This window comes from Hymenobacter koreensis (genome assembly GCF_039541855.1).
Classification (GTDB): Bacteria; Bacteroidota; Bacteroidia; order Cytophagales; family Hymenobacteraceae; genus Solirubrum; species Solirubrum koreensis.
In genome coordinates this window covers 218,324-237,696 of the sequence record NZ_BAABHA010000010.1, presented here as the reverse complement: position 1 = coordinate 237,696, position 19,373 = coordinate 218,324, and the positions used below count along the sequence as shown (strand labels likewise).

The 19,373-nt window shown below is 61.8% G+C and carries 15 protein-coding genes; 12 read left to right on the top strand and 3 right to left on the bottom strand.

Features of this window, described 5'->3' with window-relative positions; translation table 11 throughout:
• Position 1 precedes the first annotated feature (1 nt).
• The 3 genes from ABD903_RS14950 to ABD903_RS14940 all read left to right on the top strand — a co-directional run bounded on the left by ABD903_RS14950 (position 2) and on the right by ABD903_RS14940 (position 4,382).
• Positions 2-2,290, top strand: coding sequence for a DUF5682 family protein (locus ABD903_RS14950; RefSeq protein ID WP_345225570.1), 2,289 nt, complete (start codon positions 2-4; stop codon positions 2,288-2,290).
• 109 nt (positions 2,291-2,399) lie between these two features.
• Positions 2,400-3,836 carry an amidohydrolase family protein gene (locus tag ABD903_RS14945; RefSeq protein WP_345225569.1) on the top strand — a complete coding sequence of 479 codons (1,437 nt, stop codon included), beginning with the start codon at positions 2,400-2,402 and terminating at the stop codon, positions 3,834-3,836.
• Positions 3,837-3,845: 9 nt separating this feature from the next.
• Positions 3,846-4,382, top strand: a complete 537-nt coding sequence (locus ABD903_RS14940) for a peptide deformylase (protein WP_345225567.1) — start codon at positions 3,846-3,848, stop codon at positions 4,380-4,382.
• 39 nt (positions 4,383-4,421) lie between these two features.
• Here the strand turns inward: ABD903_RS14940 and ABD903_RS23275 are convergent, their stop codons facing one another.
• Together ABD903_RS23275 and ABD903_RS14935 are read right to left on the bottom strand one after the other, a co-directional pair.
• Positions 4,422-4,853, bottom strand: a complete 432-nt coding sequence (locus tag ABD903_RS23275) for an Imm50 family immunity protein (RefSeq protein WP_425555494.1) — start codon at positions 4,851-4,853, stop codon at positions 4,422-4,424.
• Positions 4,854-4,965: 112 nt separating this feature from the next.
• The gene (locus ABD903_RS14935; protein ID WP_345225565.1) at positions 4,966-7,518 is read right to left on the bottom strand and encodes a M1 family metallopeptidase; all 2,553 of its coding nucleotides are present in this window, start codon (positions 7,516-7,518) and stop codon (positions 4,966-4,968) included.
• A 147-nt stretch (positions 7,519-7,665) separates the two neighbouring features.
• Between ABD903_RS14935 and pxpB the strand changes: the two genes are divergently transcribed.
• From pxpB to ABD903_RS14895, 8 genes are all read left to right on the top strand, one after another.
• Complete coding sequence (pxpB, locus tag ABD903_RS14930; protein ID WP_345225563.1) at positions 7,666-8,370, top strand: 5-oxoprolinase subunit PxpB; 705 nt, start codon at positions 7,666-7,668, stop codon at positions 8,368-8,370.
• Positions 8,360-9,373, top strand: a complete 1,014-nt coding sequence (locus ABD903_RS14925; RefSeq protein WP_345225561.1) for a 5-oxoprolinase subunit C family protein — start codon at positions 8,360-8,362, stop codon at positions 9,371-9,373. Before pxpB ends, ABD903_RS14925 begins: the two co-directional genes overlap by 11 nt.
• Complete coding sequence (locus ABD903_RS14920) at positions 9,373-10,158, top strand: LamB/YcsF family protein (protein WP_345225559.1); 786 nt, start codon at positions 9,373-9,375, stop codon at positions 10,156-10,158. The genes ABD903_RS14925 and ABD903_RS14920 overlap by 1 nt, the downstream gene beginning before the upstream one ends.
• Positions 10,155-11,345 carry an NRAMP family divalent metal transporter gene (locus ABD903_RS14915; protein WP_345225557.1) on the top strand — a complete coding sequence of 397 codons (1,191 nt, stop codon included), beginning with the start codon at positions 10,155-10,157 and terminating at the stop codon, positions 11,343-11,345. The genes ABD903_RS14920 and ABD903_RS14915 overlap by 4 nt, the downstream gene beginning before the upstream one ends.
• A 152-nt stretch (positions 11,346-11,497) precedes the next feature.
• A complete protein-coding gene (locus tag ABD903_RS14910; RefSeq protein WP_345225556.1) occupies positions 11,498-13,744 on the top strand; it encodes an ATP-binding protein in 2,247 nt (748 codons plus the stop codon).
• 72 nt (positions 13,745-13,816) lie between these two features.
• On the top strand, positions 13,817-14,938 hold the full coding sequence (locus ABD903_RS14905; RefSeq protein ID WP_345225554.1) for a VWA domain-containing protein: 1,122 nt from the start codon (positions 13,817-13,819) through the stop codon (positions 14,936-14,938).
• 42 nt (positions 14,939-14,980) lie between these two features.
• Positions 14,981-15,340 (top strand): hypothetical protein, encoded by a 360-nt coding sequence (locus tag ABD903_RS14900; protein WP_345225553.1) that lies wholly within the window; start codon positions 14,981-14,983, stop codon positions 15,338-15,340.
• A gap of 100 nt (positions 15,341-15,440) precedes the next feature.
• The gene (locus tag ABD903_RS14895; RefSeq protein ID WP_345225551.1) at positions 15,441-17,438 is read left to right on the top strand and encodes an AAA domain-containing protein; all 1,998 of its coding nucleotides are present in this window, start codon (positions 15,441-15,443) and stop codon (positions 17,436-17,438) included.
• 134 nt (positions 17,439-17,572) lie between these two features.
• On the opposite strand, the gene ABD903_RS14890 is transcribed toward ABD903_RS14895, so the two are convergent.
• A complete protein-coding gene (locus ABD903_RS14890) occupies positions 17,573-18,718 on the bottom strand; it encodes an SMP-30/gluconolactonase/LRE family protein (RefSeq protein ID WP_345225549.1) in 1,146 nt (381 codons plus the stop codon).
• 139 nt (positions 18,719-18,857) lie between these two features.
• On the opposite strand from ABD903_RS14890, the gene ABD903_RS14885 reads away from it, so the two are divergent.
• Positions 18,858-19,370: an FKBP-type peptidyl-prolyl cis-trans isomerase gene (locus ABD903_RS14885; RefSeq protein WP_345225546.1), complete on the top strand. Its 513-nt coding sequence runs from the start codon at positions 18,858-18,860 to the stop codon at positions 19,368-19,370.
• Positions 19,371-19,373 lie beyond the last annotated feature (3 nt).

Here is a 19,373-nt window from a genome sequence, read left to right as displayed (position 1 = left end):
CATGGTACCCGAAACGCGCCTCTTCGGAATTCGTCACCACGGCCCGGGCAGCACCGCCAGCCTGCTAAAAGGCCTGCATGCTTTTCAGCCCGACATGGTGCTGCTCGAATGCCCCGCCGACGGCGAGGCAGCGTTGGCCGTGGCCGCTGATCCGGCATTGCGGCCGCCCGTAGCGCTGCTGATTTACAACCCCAAGCAGCACGCCCAGGCTACGTTTTTACCGTTCGCGCACTTCTCGCCCGAGTGGCAGGCCGCGCAATGGTGCCAGCAGCACGGCGCCCACTTGCGCTGCTTCGACCTGCCCATGACCTTGCGCTTTGCCCTGGCCGACGCCGTGGAGCGCGTGCCGGCAGAAGCAGCTGAAGCCGATTCAACCGCTTCTGACGTGCCGGAGGCCGAAACCATACTGCCAACGGGCGACGAACCTTCAGCCCCCAACGAAGCCCCGCTCCGCCTCGACCCCATTGCCCACCTTGCCCGCCTCGACGGGTATGCCGACGGGGAACGGTGGTGGGAAGCCCGCATCGAGCACAGCACCGGCAACGCCGATGCTTTTGAGGTGGTACTGCAGATGATGACCGCGCTGCGCGAAGAGCTGGCCCTGCCCGAATCGGAAGAAACGCTGCTGCGCGAGGCCTACATGCGCGAAACCCTGCGCAACACGCTCAAGCAGGGTTACCAGCGCGTGGCCGTGGTGTGCGGAGCCTGGCACGCGCCAGTGCTGCGCCCCGAGGAGCTGCCGCGCCACGCCAAAGACGACAAGGCCCGCCTGAAAGGCATCAAGAAGGTTACCACCGAAGCCACCTGGGTTCCGTGGACTTACGAGCGGCTGGCCCGGCAATCGGGCTACGGCGCGGGCGTGCTTTCCCCGGCCTGGTACGAGCTGCTATTCACGGAGCCGCACGAGCGGGTGGTAACGCATTGGATGGTACGGGCGGCCCACTTGCTGCGGGCCCAACAGGTAGATGCGTCGTCGGCGCACGCCATTGAGGGCGTGCGGCTGGCCGAGGCGCTGGCAGCCGTTCGCGGGCTGGCGCTGCCGGGCATCGAGGAATTAGAGGAAGCTGCGGTGGCCATTTTCGGTGGGGGCTATGCCGAGGCGCTGGGGCTGGTGCATGAGCAGCTGGTTATCGGCGAAAAGCTGGGCGAAGTGCCGGAGGAGCTACCGGCCTCGCCGCTGCAGCAGGATGTGGCCCAGCAACAAAAAGCGTTGCGCCTGAAGCCCGAAGCCACCCGCAAAACCCTGGCCCTGGACTTACGCAAAGACCTCGACTTGAGCCGCAGCCACTTGCTGCACCGCTTGCAGTTGCTGGGCATTGCCTGGGGCCGGCCGCAGCGCGTGCAGGGCAAAAGCGGCACTTTCCACGAAGTGTGGGAGCTGCAGTGGCGGCCCGAAATGGTGCTGGGTATACTGGAAGCCGGCCGCTGGGGCAACACCGTGCTGGCCGCCGCCAGCGGTGCCGTCGGCCACCGTGCCCGGCAAGCCACCGATTTGGCGCAAATCAGCCAACTGCTGGAAGAAGCCCTGCGCGCCGACCTTGCCCCGGCCCTGCCGGCGCTAGTAACTCAATTGGAAGCGTTGAGCGCCGGCACCCGCGACGTAGCGCACCTGCTGGCGGCCCTACCGCCGTTGGTGAATGTGCTGCGCTACGGCAACGTGCGCCGCACCGAAAGCGCGCAGGTTGCCCAAGTGGTCCATCATTTGGTGCCGCGCCTGTGCATCTCGTTGCCGCTGGCCACCACCGGCCTCGATGCCGACGCGGCCCGGCAGTTGCTGGAGCACATTGAGGGCGCACACCAAGCCATTCGTTTATTGCCCGATCAGGCGCAGCACGCCAATTGGTACGCGGCCCTGCACACCACCGCGCGGCAGCCCACCAGCAGCGGCCTGCTAGCGGGTGCTGCCACGCGCCTGCTCTTCGATGCCCAGCAGCTCCTGCCCGACGATACTGCTACGCTGCTCGGGCTGGCCCTGGCACCCGCGCAACCCACCGATTATGCCACTGCCTGGATTGAGGGCTTTCTGCGCGGCAGCGGGCTACTGCTCATCCACAACCGCGTGCTGTTCGACTTGCTTGATGCCTGGCTGAGCGGGCTCGACGAGGCGGTTTTCCAGGAAACGGTGCCGCTGCTGCGCCGCTCGTTCATCGGTTTCAGTCAGCCCGAGCGGCAACAGGTGTTGAACCTGGCCGCCGGTGAATTGGCGGCCGTTTCAGTCCAGAAGTACGATGTAGACCTGGAGCGCGGGCTGCGCGTGTTGCCGGTGCTGCGGGAGTTGTTGGGCGCCTAGCCGCGCAGCCGATTTAACCCTGCAAGTGTTACTATCGGCTTAACCACTCAGCCTAAACGCGGTTTCTGCACTACCTTCTCGGGCTATTTCGTGCTTTTCTGATCTTGACATGCGGTTTCCCCCTTCCTTTCTAACCGGCACGCTGGCCCTTCTGCTTTGCGGTTGCGCCGGCAGTACCTCCCAGCGCGGCTACGATGTGGTTATTGCCCACGCCAACGTGGTGGACGTGGAAACCGGCCGTCTGCTGCCCGACCAAACGGTGTGCATCCGCCAAGGCCGTATCGAGCGGATAAGCAAGTCGGCCGCTACGCCTCCACCGGCAACCCGCACCATTGATGCGCAGGGCCGCTACCTGATGCCGGGCTTGTGGGACATGCACGTGCACTTCCGTGGTGGCGACTCGCTCACTAACGCCAACCGCAACTTGCTGCCGCTGTACCTGGCCCACGGCATTACCACCGTGCGCGACGCGGGCGGCGACCTGACGCCGGCCGTGTACCGCTGGCGCCAGCAAATGGAGGCCGGGCAGCTGGCCGGGCCGCGCATTTTCACCTCCGGCCCCAAGCTCGATGGTCCGAAAGCCTTTTGGGCCGGCTCGTTGGAAATAGAAACACCGGCGCAAATCGAACGGGCCCTCGACTCACTCCAGAAGCTGCGCGTCGATTACGTGAAGCTCTACGAAAGCACTATTTCGCGGGACGCGTTTCTGAACGCCATTGCGGCCGCTGAAAAGCGGGGCCTCACCACCACCGGCCACATGCCTTACACGGCCACACTGCGCGAGGCCTCCGAGCGCGGGCTGGATGCTACCGAGCACCTGTATTACCTGCTCAAAGCCTGTTCTGCCAGGGAAGACAGCATTACCACGGCCGTACGCAACAGCCTGGGCACGAGCAAGCCGCTGGGCCTGTTTGCGGTGCTGCCGGCCGTACTGCGCACCTACGACCCCGCCGTAGCTCAGGAAACCTTCCGGCTGCTGGCCAAGCGCCGCACGGCCGTAGTGCCCACGCTCTTCATTCAGAAGCTGCTGACGGAACTACCCGAAACCGACCATTCCCGCGACACCATGCTGGCCTACATTGCGCCCGGCATTCAAACCACCTACGCCCGGCGCATTGCCAGCGCCCGGGCGCAAAGCCCGGCTACGCGCGCCTTTAACAAGCAGCTCGGCGCCAAATTCATGACCCTGATTCCGGTTCTGCAAGCCGCCGGCGTGACCATTCTGGCCGGTTCCGACAGCGGCCCTTCCAATTCCTACGTGTACCCCGGCGCCTCGCTGCTGGGCGAATTGGAGTTGCTGGTACAAGCCGGCCTCACGCCCGCGCAGGCCCTACAAGCCGCCACCATTAACGGCGCACGGTTCCTGAAATCCGACCAGCGTTCCGGCACTATTCGGGCGGGCAAAGACGCCGATGTGGTGCTGCTCGACGGCAATCCGTTGGAAAACATCAGCCACCTGCGGCGGGTCCACACGGTGGTATCGCGCGGCAATGTGTACACTGCCCAGGACCTGCGCGCTATGGTGCAGGCCGTTAAAAACCGCTAGCTTTTCGCCATGCCCATTCGCGACGTACTTCAGCTCGGCCACCCGCTTCTGCGCGCTGTGGCTCAGCCCGTTCCTGACCCAACCACACCGGACGTAGCCGCCCTAGTACAAGACCTGACCGATACGGTAGCGCACTGGCGCGAAACCACGGGCTACGGTCGCGCCATTGCAGCACCGCAAATTGGGGAGCTGCAACGGGTTATTCTGCTGCGCCTGCCGGGGCGCGAAGCGTGGCCGCTCATCAACCCCAGCATCATCGACCGCAGCCCCGAAACGATGGTGGTGTGGGACGCGTGCCTGTCCTTCCTGTCGATCTTCCTGCAGGTGGAGCGCCACGAATGGATAACGGTGCGCTACCAGGACCTGGCCGGCAACTGGCACGAAACCTACGCCGGCCGCGAAGACGACCTGGCCGAGCTGCTGCAGCACGAAATCGACCACCTCGACGGCATTTTAACTCTGGACCGCATGGTGGACGTAAAGTCGATTTGCTCCCGCGAAGAGTTCGAGCGGCAGTTTAAGGCCGATAGTCCTTACGGGCGTTAAGACCTTCATACTGAGCGCAGTCGAAGCATCTCTACCGCTTCATTGGGCGCTCAACGAAACTTGTTCTTTTTGATAGCCCGATATGTTATCAACATGTATCCAAGTAGCCGTTGCTTGAAAAACGACTCCTTGCGGCTGGGTGGTGAAGGTTATATGAAAGCGTGTCCCATCGTGTATGATAATCAAGTCTCCAATGCCGCTTCCGCTGGGTATAGTGCACTGGGTTAGCTCAATTTGAATCAGGTTCAGGCTTAGTTGAACTGTATTGCATTTCCGCTGTACCCATTTGATTGGGGCGTCAGCAGGAAAATCTTTCAAGTCGAAGTGGAGTCTACATTGTAGGTCACTGCCACAAACAATCGACACCTCAGACAAGTGTACTTGTGCTAATGATGGTGGTTCCGTTGTGTAAATACTCGTTATCGTTTTGGGATTCACAAGGTGCTCAATCCACGTCGAGGTAGTGCTCATCAGGTTTATCGGTTACAGAGGAGTAACGAAGCGGTAGAGATGCTTGACTACGTCTTCCTTCGGTTCAACAAGCTCAGCATGAAGGTCTTTATTGTTTGATTTATACAGATGCTTACATCACCAGTTTCTCAGCCCTAAACAGGTCGTCGGCGGCTTGCAGGAGCTTGGCGCGCAGCTTGGGGTTGTACTGCGGATGTGCGGCCAGGAACTCGCGCACGGTGCGGGCGGCCGTGGGCGTCTGGTAGGCGCCTAACGTGGCCTGCAGCCAGGAATACGGGAAGAAAATGTCGCCGGTCTGCTGAATTTCTTCCAGCAGCTCCAGGCTTTTCGGCAGGTATTTCTCCGAGGTAGCAGCGCGCAGCGGGTGGTGCAGATACGCCAGTGCCGACACCACCCAAGCCTCTTTTTCGCGGTTTCGCTCGTCGGTAAGCGAGGCGAAAAACGCGTCGCGGGTTTCGGCGTAGGGCGACAGGGCCGGCATCAGAAACAGCATGCGCTTCTGGCGGTCGGGGTTCTTGATGCGGGCCAGCTGCGTGGGCAGAATGGGCGTGGTGGATTGGTAGTCGCGCAGGGCCAGCGCCAGGGCTAAGGCGGTGTAGTCGTCTTCGGTGAGCGTTACGCCGGCGGGGGCCTGCTGCGTTTGCCAGATCTGGAACAGGCGCTTTTCCGCGTCTTTGCTCAGCGCTACCGACTGGTAGGTTTTGAAGAGCAACTTCTTGGAATTGGGCGCCGCGGTTTGCTGCAGGCGCTGCCACAGCTCCTTTTCCAGCGCCGGAGCTTGGGCCACGCGTTCGGCGGGCTTGAGCAGCTTCCAGAACATGTCGCTCACGTAGCCCGAAATCAGTTTGATATTCAGCTCCTCCTGCTCGGTGGCCAGGGCTTGGCGGTACACGCCCAGCAGTTGCTGCGGGCTGAGCTGGCGGCCGTTAAGCATGTTCTCGTACAGATTAACGTACGCCGCGGCGCGGGCCACGGGGTTCGTGAGCTTGGTGAGGCCCGATGTCAGTTGCTGCTTATCGATGGGGAATACGCCGTAGCCGAGGCCGGTAGAGTTGAACAGCACGAACGTGGGCGCAGCTTCGCCGGCAGCTTGCGGCACCACTACCTGGCGCTGGCCCATGTTCACGGTCAGCTCCTTCACGCGGTCGGGGTACACCAGCAACACCTCAAACAGCTGGGGCCAGAGCCGTTCCGAGCCGTCTTCGGCCTGCTGGGTGAGCTGCAGCTCGGTGATTTTGCCGTTGCTGGTTTTCAGCGCGTAATCGAACACCGGGCGGCCGGGCTGGTTTACCCACACCTGGTTCCAGGCCTGCAAATCGGCGGGGGTGCGGGCGTCGAGAATCTGGATGAGGTCGGGCCAGGTGGCGTTGCGGTAGGCGTAGGTTTTTAGGTACTGCTGCAGGCCTTGCTTGAACGCGTCTTCGCCCATAAGCCGCTCCAGCTGGCGCATCATAATGGGCGCTTTGTGGTAAATAATGTTGCCGTAGAGCGAGCCGGCGTCCTTCAGGTTTTCCAGGTTCTGGCGGATGGGATTGGCGCCGCTGGTGCGGTCCACGCCGTAGGCGGCGGGATAGTGGTCGATAACGAACTTGAGGTCGTAATTCGAGTTGGCCACGGCCACCTGGGTGATTTTATCGGCCATGAAGTTGGCAAACACCTCCTTCATCCACACGTCGTTGAACCACTGCATGGTGACCAAATCCCCGAACCACATGTGGGCGGTTTCATGGCTGATGAGGCTGGAGCGGGCTATTTTTTGATCCTGGGTAGCTCCTTCGTCGAGGAAGAGCGTGCTGGCTTTGTAGTCGATGGCGCCCACGTGCTCCATGCCGCCGTACTGGAAATCGGGCAGCACCACGAAATCGAACTTGCGGAACGGGTACGGAATGCCGGTGTAGCTTTCCATAAAAGCCAGCGCATCGGCGTGAATCTGGAAGATAGGATTCAGGCTCAGGCGCAGCTTGTCCTTATCGGTTTCGCGGTGCAGCATCTGCATTTCGCGGCCGGCTACGGTACGCGTGAGGCGCGTGAACTTGCCGGCCGCAAACGAGAACAAGTAGGTGCTGATGGTATCGGAGGGCGCGAAGCGGTAGGTTTTGCTGGCGGCCGCGACGGTGGAATCCTGCAGCGGGCCGTTGGCCATAGCCTGCCAGTTTCTGGGCAGCGTAAGGCTCAGGGTAAAGGAAGCCTTGAGGTTAGGCTGATCGAACACCGGAAACACAGTGCGGGCGCGGTCGGGCACGAGCAGCGTGTACAGGTAGTCCTCGTTGCGGTTAAGCGACTGGTTGCCGGCAATGAACTCGATGCCGACTTCGTTGGCGCCCACGCGCAGATTGGCGGCGGGCAGCACCAGGTGCTCCTGGCGGTGGTCGATGGCCACGGACTGGCCATTAACCGTTACGCTTTTCAGGTTCGAGGTCAGCTCTTTGAAATCCAGCTGCACCGGCTGGCGGGCATCGGCGAGATGAAAACGCACGGTTTCGGAAGCCCGAATGTCGGCCGTTTTGCTTTCCGGAATGGCCAGCTGCAGCTCATAGCCCAGGCGGGAAACGCGGCGGGTGCGGTCGGCGGCAAGCTCCTCGCTCACGCCCGGCACCACGGCTACTTCGGCCGCGGGCGCGGCGGGCGGAGCATCGGAAACCACCAGGCCTTTGGTGCAGGCCATGAGTCCCAGCGCGAGCCAACCGGTGCCCCTGCGCGCATACTTGCTATATTTCATGCTCGTCCGACGGTTCTAGCGCCGTGAAAGTTTCCTACGTATTTCATTCGGCCCACGCCCACGCGGCAGCCGACCTCAGCTATGCGGTATCCGGTGCAGCTTTTTCCCCTCGGCGACGCCGCGCTGGTGCTGCAGTTCGGCGACGAAATTAGCGAGCAAACGCACCGCACCATTCAGGCCGTGGCCGCTTTCCTCGACCTGCACCCGTTTCCGGGCCTGATCGAGTACGTGCCGGCCTTTACCACGCTCACCGTTTTCTACAACCCCTGGCAGATTCGGCAGAACGGCCACCCCGATCCGTACGCCCACGTAGCTGAGCACTTGCAAGCCCTTTTGCCCAGGGTGCCTCCTGCCGATGAACTGGCCCCGCCGCAAGTAGTGGAAGTACCCGTGTGCTACGGCGGTCCGTACGGCCCCGACCTAGCCGAAGTAGCGCAGCACACCGGCCTTAGCCCGGAGGAAATCATCCGCCTGCACAGCCAGCCCGATTACCTGGTGTACATGATTGGCTTCGCGCCCGGCTTCCCCTATCTCGGCGGAATGCCCGCGCAGCTGGCCACGCCCCGTAAGCCGCAGCCCCGCCCGCTGGTCCCGGCCGGTTCGGTGGGCATTGCGGGCCCGCAAACCGGCATTTACTCGCTGCCCACGCCCGGCGGCTGGCAGCTGATTGGGCGCACGCCCCTGCGCCTGTTTACCCTCGAGGCCGACTCGCCCAGCTTGCTCCGCGCCGGGCAGCGCCTGCGGTTTGTGCCCATTTCGGCAGCTGAATACGAAGAACTCCAGCAGCATGAGCATTAGCGTACTGAGTTCCGGTTTGCTGACGACCGTGCAGGACGCGGGCCGCTTCGGTTACCGCCAGGCCGGCGTAATTATAAGCGGCCCCATGGACGGCGTAGCGCTGCGCCTGGGCAACTTACTGGTGGGCAACGCCAGCACGGCCGCGGCGCTGGAGTGTACCTGGCCCGGCCCCCGGCTTCGCCTTGAAACCGAATGCCTGATAGCAATTACGGGGGCCGACCTTGCTCCCACGCTGAACGGCACTCCGCTGCCCATGTGGCGGTCCGTTGCCGTGGCGGCCGGCTGCGAATTAGCCTTCAGCGCCCCACGCCAGGGCCGTTGGGCTTACGTGGCCGTGGCCGGGGGTCTGGCTACCGAGGAAATACTGGGTAGCCGGGCCACGTACCTGCGGGCCGGCATCGGTGGTTTTCAGGGCCGCGCTTTACAAGCCAGCGACCAACTGCCCGTTGGTGAAGCATCGGCATCAAGTCAAAGGCTGCGGCGCAGCGTAACCGCTCCCGAAACAGAGCAGCTGTGGCAAGCGGCTTCGTGGTTTGCGGGGCCCTTGCAGCAACCCAGCCGAGCGGGCAGCACCACCATCGTTCGAGCGGTGCACGGGCCCGAGTACCACGCGTTTACCGAGGAAAGCCAGAAGGCTTTCTGGCAGCAGGAATTCACCCTCAGTTCCCACTCCGACCGCATGGGCTACCGCCTGAACGGTCCGCGAATGGAGCAGCACACGCCGCAGGAAATTCTTTCCAGCGCCGTTACCTTCGGCACGGTGCAGGTCCCGGCCAATGGTGCCCCCATCGTGCTCATGGCCGACCACCAAACCACCGGTGGTTACCCACGCTTAGCGCAGGTAATTACCGCCGATTTTTCACCGCTCGCGCAGGTGCCGCCGGGTGGCTCTATTCGCTTTCAGGAAGTTACGCTGGCCGAGGCCCAGCAAGTCCTGCTGGCTCAGGAACAACACCTTCAGCAACTCCAAACCGCCATTGCGCTGACCACCAACCGCTACTGATGACCCCAACCCACCGCGTCGATTTAAACTGTGACATGGGGGAAAGCTTCGGCGCCTACACCCTGGGCCACGACGAAGCCATTCTACCCTTCGTAACCTCGGCCAATATTGCCTGTGGTTTCCACGCCGGCGACCCGGCCGTAATGAAGCGCACCGTGCGCCTGGCCCTGCGGCACAACGTCGCCATCGGCGCCCATCCCGGCCTACCCGATCTGGTGGGTTTTGGCCGCCGCAACATGGCTCTTTCACCCGAAGAGGCCTACGACATGGTAGTGTACCAGATTGGCGCGTTGGCCGCTTTCGTGCGGGCTGAAGGCGGCCAGTTGCACCACGTGAAGGCCCACGGCGCGCTTTACAACATGGCCGCCACCAGCGCCGCTCTGGCCGAGGCCATTGCCGAAGCCGTGTACCGCACACAACCCGAAGCCTGCCTCTACGGCCTGGCCGGCAGTGAGCTAATTCAGGCCGCGCAAAAGCTAGGACTGGCCACCGCCAACGAAGTTTTTGCCGACCGCAGCTACCAACCCGACGGCACGCTCACGCCCCGAAACCAACCCAATGCCCTGCTTACCGACCCCGCCGAAGCCATTGCCCAGGTAGTGCGCATGGTGAAAGAAGGCCAGGTGCGCGCCCTGTCCGGCACCGACGTAGCCATTCGGGCCGATACCGTGTGCATTCACGGCGACGGCGCCCACGCGCTGGAGTTTGCCCGCGAAATCCGGGCGACGCTGCACCACGAAGGCATTGCCGTTCAGGCCGGACCGCAACACCGCGCCGCGCTATGAAGCCGGTACGCAACTGGGGCGTGCTGCTGGGCGCCGCGTTTCTCATGGCCACCTCGGCCGTGGGGCCGGGTTTTCTTACCCAAACCACGGTTTTCACGCAGTCGTTGGGGGCCAGCTTCGGCTTCGTCATTCTCACGTCCATCATCATCGACATCGGCGTGCAGCTCACCATCTGGCGGGTTATTGCCGTGTCGGAAATGCGGGCACCGGACATTGCCGACAAGGTGCTGCCGGGCCTGGGCGGTTTTATTTCGGTGCTGATTGTGCTGGGAGGCCTGGCCTTTAACATCGGTAATGTGGGCGGGGCCGGACTGGGGCTGGAGGTGCTAACCGGCCTGCCGGTTACCCTGTGCGCGGTGCTGGCGGCGGGCTTATCCGTGGCAGTATTTCTGGTACGCGAGGCCGGCCCGGTTATGGACCGTTTCGCGCAGCTTATGGGCCTGGTCATGATTCTGATTATCCTCTACGTGGCCTTTACTACCCATCCCCCGGTGGCCGAAGCCGCCCTGCGCACGGTGGCCCCCGCCACCATCGATTTTGTGTCGATTGTAACCCTGGTGGGCGGCACTGTGGGCGGCTACATCACGTTTTCGGGCGGGCACCGCTTGCTCGATGCGGGCGTGAAAGGCCCGGCCGCGCTGCCGCAGGTAACGCAAAGCGCCGTTATGGGCGTGTCGGTGGCGTCGCTGATTCGGGTGCTGCTGTTTCTGGCCACGCTGGGCGTGGTGAGCAAGGGCCTTGCGCTGGATGCGGCCAACCCGCCGGCCTCGGTGTTTCAGCAGGCGGCCGGGCAGCTGGGCTACAAGCTGTTCGGGGTGGTAATGTTCGCGGCGGCCGTCACGTCCATCATCGGCTCGGCTTACACGTCTATTTCGTTTCTGAAGTCCCTGGTGCCCAGCGTGGCATCCCCGGAAAACCGCTATATCATCGGATTCATCGTGGTTTCTACGCTGGTGTTTGTGACGGTGGGCAAGCCGGTACGCCTGCTGGTGTGGGCCGGCGCCATCAACGGCTTCATTCTCCCCATTACCCTGGGCACCTTACTTGTTGCGGCCTTTCGGAAGGAAATAGTGGGCAGCTACCGGCACCCGCTGTGGCTGGGGGTATTTGGCCTGCTGGTGGTGCTGGTTATGGCTTACATGAGCGGCTCGGTACTGCTGGATCAGCTGCGCGGCCTGCTTGGGTAAAGCCTGAACGGCACCCCATCCCAAAATGGGACAATTCGTTTTGCCCGACAGCAATTGACTGCTGGTATTCCCGTATTTTTGATACCCGCTGCTCCGCATTCTATTACCTGGCATCCGGCTTGCCGGCCTCACACCGCTTTATTCAGTTACTTGTGCTTTCTGCCGCACTCCGCACCTCATTACTGCTGCTCGCCCTGTTGCTTAGTCAGCACGTATGGGCCGGAGGCTACTGGAACGCCGATTACGACTCGCTGCGCCGCGTGCTGCCGCGGCAGCAGTCGGATACGGCCGAGCTGCGCACCCTTGTGCACCTGCTGGATGTAACGGAGCTAACCGAGGCGCGCCGCCGCGAAGAAGCCCTGCCCTTTCTCGACCGGCTGGTGGTGCTCAACCAGGAACTGCAGCGTTTCGACGACCGGCCGTACCGCCTGCTGCGCCGCGGCGTGCAGTTCTGGGTAAACGCCACCGACGACGCTCAGGCCATGCAGCTGCTGCAGCAAGCGGTTGAGTTGTTTGACGAAACCCGCCGTCCCATTCCACGCCTGCTCATTGATTTAGCGCCGCTTTACAACCGGCTCAAGCAGTCGGAGGAGCGGTTGGCCTACTTCAAGCAGAAGCTGGAGTTCTACCGCGTGCACGGTCCCATGCAGAACGAGGCCGCCTGCTACCTGGTGCTGGCCGGCTCGTACCGCCACATGGGCAACTATAACCAAGCCATCAGCAACTACCTGCACGCCGCCGACCTGTTCAAGCACTTCGACCGCATGCTCTACAGCAACGAGCTGATGGTGGCCGGCTCGGCCTACGCCGATTGGGGCAACACCCGCAAAGCCCTGCATTACCTGCACCAGGCCGTGGCGCTGGAAAATAAATACAAGCTGGAAGGGCTGCGCCGCTTTTACACCCTGCAGGCCTTGTCGAGGCTGTACCTGCAGGAAAACCAGCTTCCCCAGGCCCTGAGCTTTGCCAACCAAGCCCTGCAGGCTGCCCGGCGCGACTCCGCCGACCGGGCCTTGTACACGGCTTACGGACTGGTGCAGAAAAGCGCGGTGCTCATCAAAATGCAGCAACTGGACCAAGCCCGCCAGCTGCTTACCCGAGCCCAATTCCTGGCCGATTCTATGCAACTGCCCATATCGGGACGGCCTGGCGAGTTTGTGCTGGACGATACCTGGGCGCGTTATTACTTAGCGCGTGGCGACTACGCCCGCGCCGAGCAGCGGTGGTTAATGGCCTACCGCAAGGCCACCACCAGTAAGTTCAACATGCTGCGCCCCCACCTGCTCCAGCAGCTCATTCGGTTTTACGACGCGCAGAAGCAACCCGAAAAGGGACTGCGCTACACCCGCACCTACCTGGCCCTGGTGGATTCCATGAATGCGGCCCACGCCAGCTTTAACATTGCCCAGTACGAAGGTGAACGGCTGGAAAACTCGCAAAACGCCAAAATTGCGGACCTGAAACACGCCAACGCCTTTCAAACCTTGCGGCTGCGGCAGCGCAGCTTTATGCTGGGCGGCGTGCTGTTTGTGGTGGCCATGATGTCGGGCTTGGGCGTGGTGCTGTACCGGCAGTTGCGCGTCAACAAACGAACCCTGGAGCAACTGCGTCAAACCCAAACCCAGCTGGTGGCCGCTGAAAAGTGGGCGTTTGTGGGCGAGGTATCGGCTGGCATTGCCCACGAGCTGCAAAACCCGCTCAACTTTATGAAGCGATTCGCCGAAGTCAGCTCCACCATGCTCGACGACATGCAGCGACCCGGCAATGGCACGGCTCGCGGGGGCTTGGAGCAGCAAATACTGGCGGGCCTCAAGCAAAACCTGCAGGAAATCAGTCAGCATGGCTTGCGGGCCTCGTCCATTATCAAAGACATGCTGGAACATGCCCGCACCGGCACCGACCGCCGCCAGCACACCGACCTCAACCAGTTGGTTACCGAACACGCCCGCCTAGCTTACGAGCCGTTTCAAACGAAAAACGCCGTTTCGGCCCCTTCCTTTACCCTCGACCTCGACCCCAACTTGCCCAGCGTCAGCCTCATTCCCCAGGACCTAGGCCGCGTGCTGGTCAACCTAATGACCAACGCCTTTCAGGCCGTGGGGCAGCGTGTACAAGTAGCCGAGCAGGATTACACGCCCGCCGTACGCGTGAGCACGCGTCAGTTGGCCGAAGCCGTGGAAATTCGGGTGCACGACAACGGCTTGGGTATTCCGGAGTCGATTCGGGAGCAGATTTTCCTCCCCTTTTTCACGACCAAAGCCGCGGGCGAAGGCACCGGCCTGGGCTTATCCATGAGCTACGAAATTGTGACCAAGGGCCACGGCGGCACCCTGCGCGCCGAAACCCGGGAGGGCGAATTCACCGAGTTCATCATCACATTGGCCGAACAGCGCGGCTAAGCCGGCGGAAGCCGGCTGTTAACGTCCGGCCTCCCGTAGCTTGCACCGAAAGCCCTGCCGTACCTACTGCCCATGAGCAACGCCGTCCGCTGGAAACTCGTCCTCGGCTCCGCCGCCGATGAGGCCAATACCGTTCCCCTCCCGCCCGATTACGGCCGCATGGACGATGTGCTAACGGCCCTCTACGAAGGCAATTCCACCGACCGCCGCGGCAACCTAGGCGCGTCGGCGCCGCGCGTGTCGCGCTGGCTGGGCGACATTCGGGAGTATTTTCCGTCGTCGGTGGTGGCCGTGATGCAGAAAGACGCCATGGAGCGCCTAGGTCTAAACGAGCTGCTGCTGGAACCGGAAATTCTGCGCTCGGTGCAGCCCGACGTGCACTTGGTGGGCCTGCTCATGTCGCTGGGCCGCGTGATGCCGGCCAAGGCCCGCAGCACAGCCCGCGAAGTGGTGCAGCGTGTGGTACGCGACCTGGAGCAGCGCCTCGCCAACCCCTTGCGCCAGGCCGTGCAGGGCGCCCTGAGCCGCGCCGTGCGCAACCCGCGCCCGCGCTACCGCGAAATCAACTGGCCGGCTACCATTCGGGTGAACCTGAAGCATTACCAGCCCACGCACCGCACCATTGTGCCCGAAAAGCTCATTGGGTACGGCCGGCGCGGGCAGGCGCTCAAGGAAGTGGTGCTGTGCGTGGACCAAAGCGGCTCTATGGCGGCCTCGGTGGTGTATGCGGGCGTGTTTGGGGCCGTGCTGGCGTCCATCAGGGCCGTGCGCACGCACATGGTGGTGTTCGATACCGCCGTGGCCGACCTCACCCAGGATTTGCAGGACCCCGTGGACCTGCTTTTCGGCGTGCAGCTCGGCGGCGGCACCGATATCAACCGCGCCCTCACCTACTGCCAGCAGCTCATTACCCGCCCCACCGATACCGTTCTGATCCTCATCAGCGACTTGTACGAAGGCGGCAACCCCACCGAAATGATCAAGCGCGCCGCCGCCCTGAAAGCCGCAGGCGTTACCCTGGTGGTGCTGCTGGCGCTTAGCGACGAAGGCGCGCCCAGCTTCGACCGCAGCGTAGCCGAGAAACTGGCGGCCCTGGGCATTCCGAGCTTCGCTTGTACGCCGGATAAGTTTCCGGAGCTAATGGCCGCCGCTATTCAGGGGCGGGACGTGACTAATGTGGTAACTAGGACCTAATTCACCTTGTCAAGGGGAAGCCCCATTTTTACCGCTTAGCTTATGAACATAGATTCTTTTCCTTTCAGCGTCACGTTTGTTGATGGAGCTTCTTACAGCTCACCTGAACAGATGTACCGGATAGCTGCCGATTTTGCGGATCCAAATCTTTCAAGCTATAAAATGCTGTTTGATGGCTGTTCCTCGGAAGGATTGATTTCGCTGGTTGATGTAGTCGCGCTAATCATCGAAGAAAATAGCCCAAACTTATTCGACCACATGGACTTTGACGAGGAAGAATACATGCTGAACATGCATGTAGACAGCGACAGGGCATTACAGGGCTTCTTGGCCTTGGTAGGCCCTGTCTTTCGCGACATGGATCTGTTGACTGGCTACGTTCACACCGTCGCTGCGAGGTAGTAGCGCCACGCATTCCCCCTTTCCACTCGACCTTCGTCCGCACGTTTGCCGTTCAACGCTTGTTGACCTGGTCTACTTTTTCGCAATTCAGAATACAAGCTTGGCTGAAGCTACCCCCAATACCCCCGCCCTCGAATCCGTTTACGACGAGCTGAAGCGTGTAGCAGGTTTGCTACGCGTGGAGCAGCAGGAAGACCTGGAGCAATACCGCATCCGGAACGCCAAAAGCACCATTGCCGAGCGTGTACACCGCGGCCTGAGCTGGTACCCCGTTAAAATCAGCAAGGAAGACATCGGCTTTGGCGGCAAGATGGTGCTGGAGCTGGAACGCCCCGCCGGCCAGAGCCAGCAGTTGCACTTGTTTCAGGTGGGCAAAAACGCCGCTCTGTTCGGCAACGTGCCCGGCCGCTCCGGCACCGATAAGCCCACCCTGCAAGGTGTGGTAACCAGCGTGCGGCGCAACAAAATCACGCTCGCCACCAACAAGGAAGACCTCCCGGACTGGATTGACGAAGGCGGCAAGTTGGGCCTCGATCTGACCTTCGACGAGGTGAGCTACCGCGAAATGGAGCTGGCCCTGCAAAAGGTCCAGGGCGCCTACGGCCGCCTCGCCGAGCTGCGCGACACCCTGCTGGGCCACCGCCCCGCCGAGTACAAATCGGCGGAGCAAACCGAGAAGCTGTACTACCCCAACCCGCTGAACGCCTCGCAAACCGCCGCCGTGCAGCACGTTATGGCTGCCAAGGACGTGGCCATTATTCACGGCCCGCCCGGCACCGGCAAAACCACCACGCTGGTGCAGGCCATTCTGGAAACCATTCGGCGGGAGCGGCGCGTGCTGGTGTGCGCCCCGAGCAATACGGCCGTGGATTTGCTCACCGAAAAGCTGGCCGAGCGCGGGGTGAACGTGATTCGCATGGGCAACCCCTCGCGCGTGTCGGATTTGCTGCTCGAGCACACGCTCGACGCGCAGATCATGACCCACAAGCACTACGCCGAGATGCGCAGCCTGCGCCAAACGGCCGAGCAATACCGCCAGCAGGCCGGCCAATACAAGCGCAATTACGGCTGGGAAGAGCGGCAGCAGCGCCAACACCTGAAGGAGCAGGCGCATCAGCTGATTCAGGAATCCGATCAGCTGGAAAAGTACATTACCGAAGACCTGCTGGAGAAAGTGCAGGTAATTACCTGCACGCTGGTGGGCGCCGCCAACCGCGCCATTCGGCACCTTACTTACGAAACGGTGTTCATCGACGAAGCCGCGCAGGCTCTAGAACCGGGCTGCTGGATTCCCATCACCAAAACCGAGCGCGTGGTGCTGGCCGGCGACCATTGCCAGCTGCCGCCCACCGTGAAAAGCGACAAAGCCGCTGCCCAGGGCCTGCGCGAAACGCTGTTCGAGAAGTGCATTACGCGTCAGCCCGAAACGGCCCGGATGCTGGAAGTGCAATACCGCATGCACGAGGACATCATGCGCTTCTCCTCCGATCAGTTTTACGGCGGCCGCCTGCAGGCCGATGAGCGCGTGCGCCGCGCCGACCTGCACGCCTACGACGTGCGCTTCGCCCCCGAGCCCGGCGCCGTGGAGTTCATCGACACGGCCGGTTGTGGCTTCGAGGAGTTGGGTATTCTGGACAGCCCTTCGGTAGCCAACCCCGAGGAAGCCGACCTGCTGCTGCGCCGCCTCGTGGAGCTGCTGCAAGACTACAACGCCGACGACCACGAGCAACAACCGCTCAGCATTGGGGTTATTGCCCCCTACCGGGCCCAGATCAACCACCTGAAAGACCGCGTGGAGGACATTCCCGAACTAAACGACTTGCTCATTAAGCGTCAGCTCAGCATCGGCACCGTAGACTCGTTCCAAGGCCAGGAACGCGACATCATTGCCATTACTCTCACCCGCTCCAACGCCGCCTCCGACATCGGCTTCCTCTCCGATGTGCGCCGCATGAACGTGGGCATGACGCGGGCCCGCCGCAAGCTGCTCATGGTCGGCGACTCGGCCACGCTCAGCTCGCACCCCTTCTACCGCGACTTCGTGAACTACGTGGAGGACATTGGCGCATACCGCACGGCCTGGGAGTTTCAGCAGTAAGGTCGGGCACTGCCGTACTCGTTACCTAAACACGGCGAAGGGCCTTCAGCTGCTAGCACGACAATCGTAAAAACGATACCCACTAGCAGCTGAAGGCCCTTCGCCTATTTTACTTGGGACTAAAGCCCTTCCTCCTATAAATCGAGGACCGATACCGTATGCGGGGCATCGTGCTTGGTGTTGACGAAGTTCTTATCGGGCTTGTCGAAGTTGGCAATGTAGAGGCGGTTGCCTTTCATGAGCACTTCGGCGGGCTGATCGAGCAGGCCGTTGGCGCCGTCGGTGTCGCCGTTCTGGGCCAAAGTAGTTACGCTGTTGGTTTTCAAGTCCACCATTTCAATGGCGTTTTCTCGCGAGTTGCACAGATACAACTTGTCGGTATTCCGGTCAATAATCAGCCCGTCGACGCAGGGAATGGCCTTACCGCTGGGCGTAATCACGTCCTGCTTATCGAGGCTGCCATCGGATTTCAGGGTGAGGCGGTAGAGCGTGCCGTCGCCGAAGGAGCCGGTGTACAGGCGGCCCTGGCTGTCGTAGTCGAGGCCGTCGGCGCCGTTGTCGAGGCCGGTTTCGTTGACTTTGGTGGTAAAAAACGCCAGCACGTGCGGGTCCATGGTTTTGGGCTTCAGGTGCACCACGCCTTTGTTCAGTTCGTCCAGCGAAAAGCGCAGAACAGCGCTGCCTTTGTCGTTATCGGCGAGGTCCCACTGGCTGTCGGTTACGTACAGCGTATTGCCTTTCCAGAGCACGGCATTGGCCAGGGCGAAGTTGTCGGCTACGGTTTCCACGGCGCCGGGCTTGCCGTCTTTGATACGCACCCGCATCAGCCGCGACTTAAAATTCTTGTCGTTTTCGTACTGGTTTTCGGCGTAGTACAAGTGGCCATCGGGCCCGAAAGCCAGGTCCATGGGCGCGGCCTTTTTGGTGCTGGGCTCCACGGGCAGCTTGCTCAGGTACGGCCGCAGGGAGTCGCCCACAATTTCCACCAGCGTAGCCGGATGGCTATTATCAGCTAGGTTGGGCACCGACAGGATGATGTTGCCGTTGGGCGCCAGCGCCATGCCATCGGGCGTATTGTGGGTGCTGTCGAGGGCGAACAGCAACCGGTGCGTGCCTATGCGTTGCTGCGCGCTGTCGGTAGCCGGGGCGGCCGCCATGGCGGGTAGGTCGGTGGCGGCCCGCTCGGGCGGTGTTTGCGTTTCAGGGTTCGATTGGCAGGCCACTGATAGCGTGCCGCTGGCGAGTAGCGCAGCCCAGCGGGAAGAAAACGGAACGAACATATGCAGCAGAATGCGTGTAGTTTACTGTGGAGTAACGGCCTGAATAAGCAGGAGGTTATGCGGCCGCCCGCGGAACGGCTTCGTTATTTTCCCGTACTTGCCCTTAATTCACACGGTTTTCAACCAGACCCGATACCCCATGCAGATTGCCGACAACAAAGTGGTGACCCTCACCTACGACCTGAGTGTCACCAACGACGAGCAGGAAAAAATGCTCGTCGAAAAGGCCGAAGCCGATTCGCCTATGGTGTTTTTGTTCGGCATGAGCGGCCTTCCCGAACAGTTTGAGCAGCACTTGCAAGGCAAAAACCCGGGAGACTCCTTCGCCTTCAGCCTCTCGCCCGAAGACGGCTACGGCGACTACGACCAGGATGCCCTGGTGGACCTGCCCAAGCAAGTATTCGAAATTGATGGCCAGTTGGACCAGGAAATGCTCCAGCCCGGCAACTACCTGCCCATGTCGGACAACCAAGGCAACCAGCTGCAAGGCAAAGTGGTGGCCATTAACGACGACACCGTACAGATGGACTTCAACCACCCCCTCGCCGGCATGACCATGCACTTCGAAGGCAAAGTGGTAGACGTGCGCGACGCCACCAAAGAGGAGCTCGACCACGGCCACGTACACGGCGAAGGCGGCCACCATCACTAGGTT

Bases quoted from the DNA above. Each gene is read 5' to 3' on its own strand.
- ABD903_RS14950 (WP_345225570.1), top strand. From the start codon at position 2: ATGGTACCCGAAACGCGCCTCTTCGGAATTCGTCACCACGGCCCGGGC.
- ABD903_RS14945 (WP_345225569.1), top strand. From the start codon at position 2,400: ATGCGGTTTCCCCCTTCCTTTCTAACCGGCACGCTGGCCCTTCTGCTT.
- ABD903_RS14940 (WP_345225567.1), top strand. From the start codon at position 3,846: ATGCCCATTCGCGACGTACTTCAGCTCGGCCACCCGCTTCTGCGCGCT.
- ABD903_RS23275 (WP_425555494.1), bottom strand. From the start codon at position 4,853: ATGAGCACTACCTCGACGTGGATTGAGCACCTTGTGAATCCCAAAACG.
- ABD903_RS14935 (WP_345225565.1), bottom strand. From the start codon at position 7,518: ATGGCCTGCACCAAAGGCCTGGTGGTTTCCGATGCTCCGCCCGCCGCG.
- ABD903_RS14925 (WP_345225561.1), top strand. From the start codon at position 8,360: ATGAGCATTAGCGTACTGAGTTCCGGTTTGCTGACGACCGTGCAGGAC.
- ABD903_RS14920 (WP_345225559.1), top strand. From the start codon at position 9,373: ATGACCCCAACCCACCGCGTCGATTTAAACTGTGACATGGGGGAAAGC.
- ABD903_RS14915 (WP_345225557.1), top strand. From the start codon at position 10,155: ATGAAGCCGGTACGCAACTGGGGCGTGCTGCTGGGCGCCGCGTTTCTC.
- ABD903_RS14905 (WP_345225554.1), top strand. From the start codon at position 13,817: ATGAGCAACGCCGTCCGCTGGAAACTCGTCCTCGGCTCCGCCGCCGAT.
- ABD903_RS14900 (WP_345225553.1), top strand. From the start codon at position 14,981: ATGAACATAGATTCTTTTCCTTTCAGCGTCACGTTTGTTGATGGAGCT.
- ABD903_RS14890 (WP_345225549.1), bottom strand. From the start codon at position 18,718: ATGTTCGTTCCGTTTTCTTCCCGCTGGGCTGCGCTACTCGCCAGCGGC.
- ABD903_RS14885 (WP_345225546.1), top strand. From the start codon at position 18,858: ATGCAGATTGCCGACAACAAAGTGGTGACCCTCACCTACGACCTGAGT.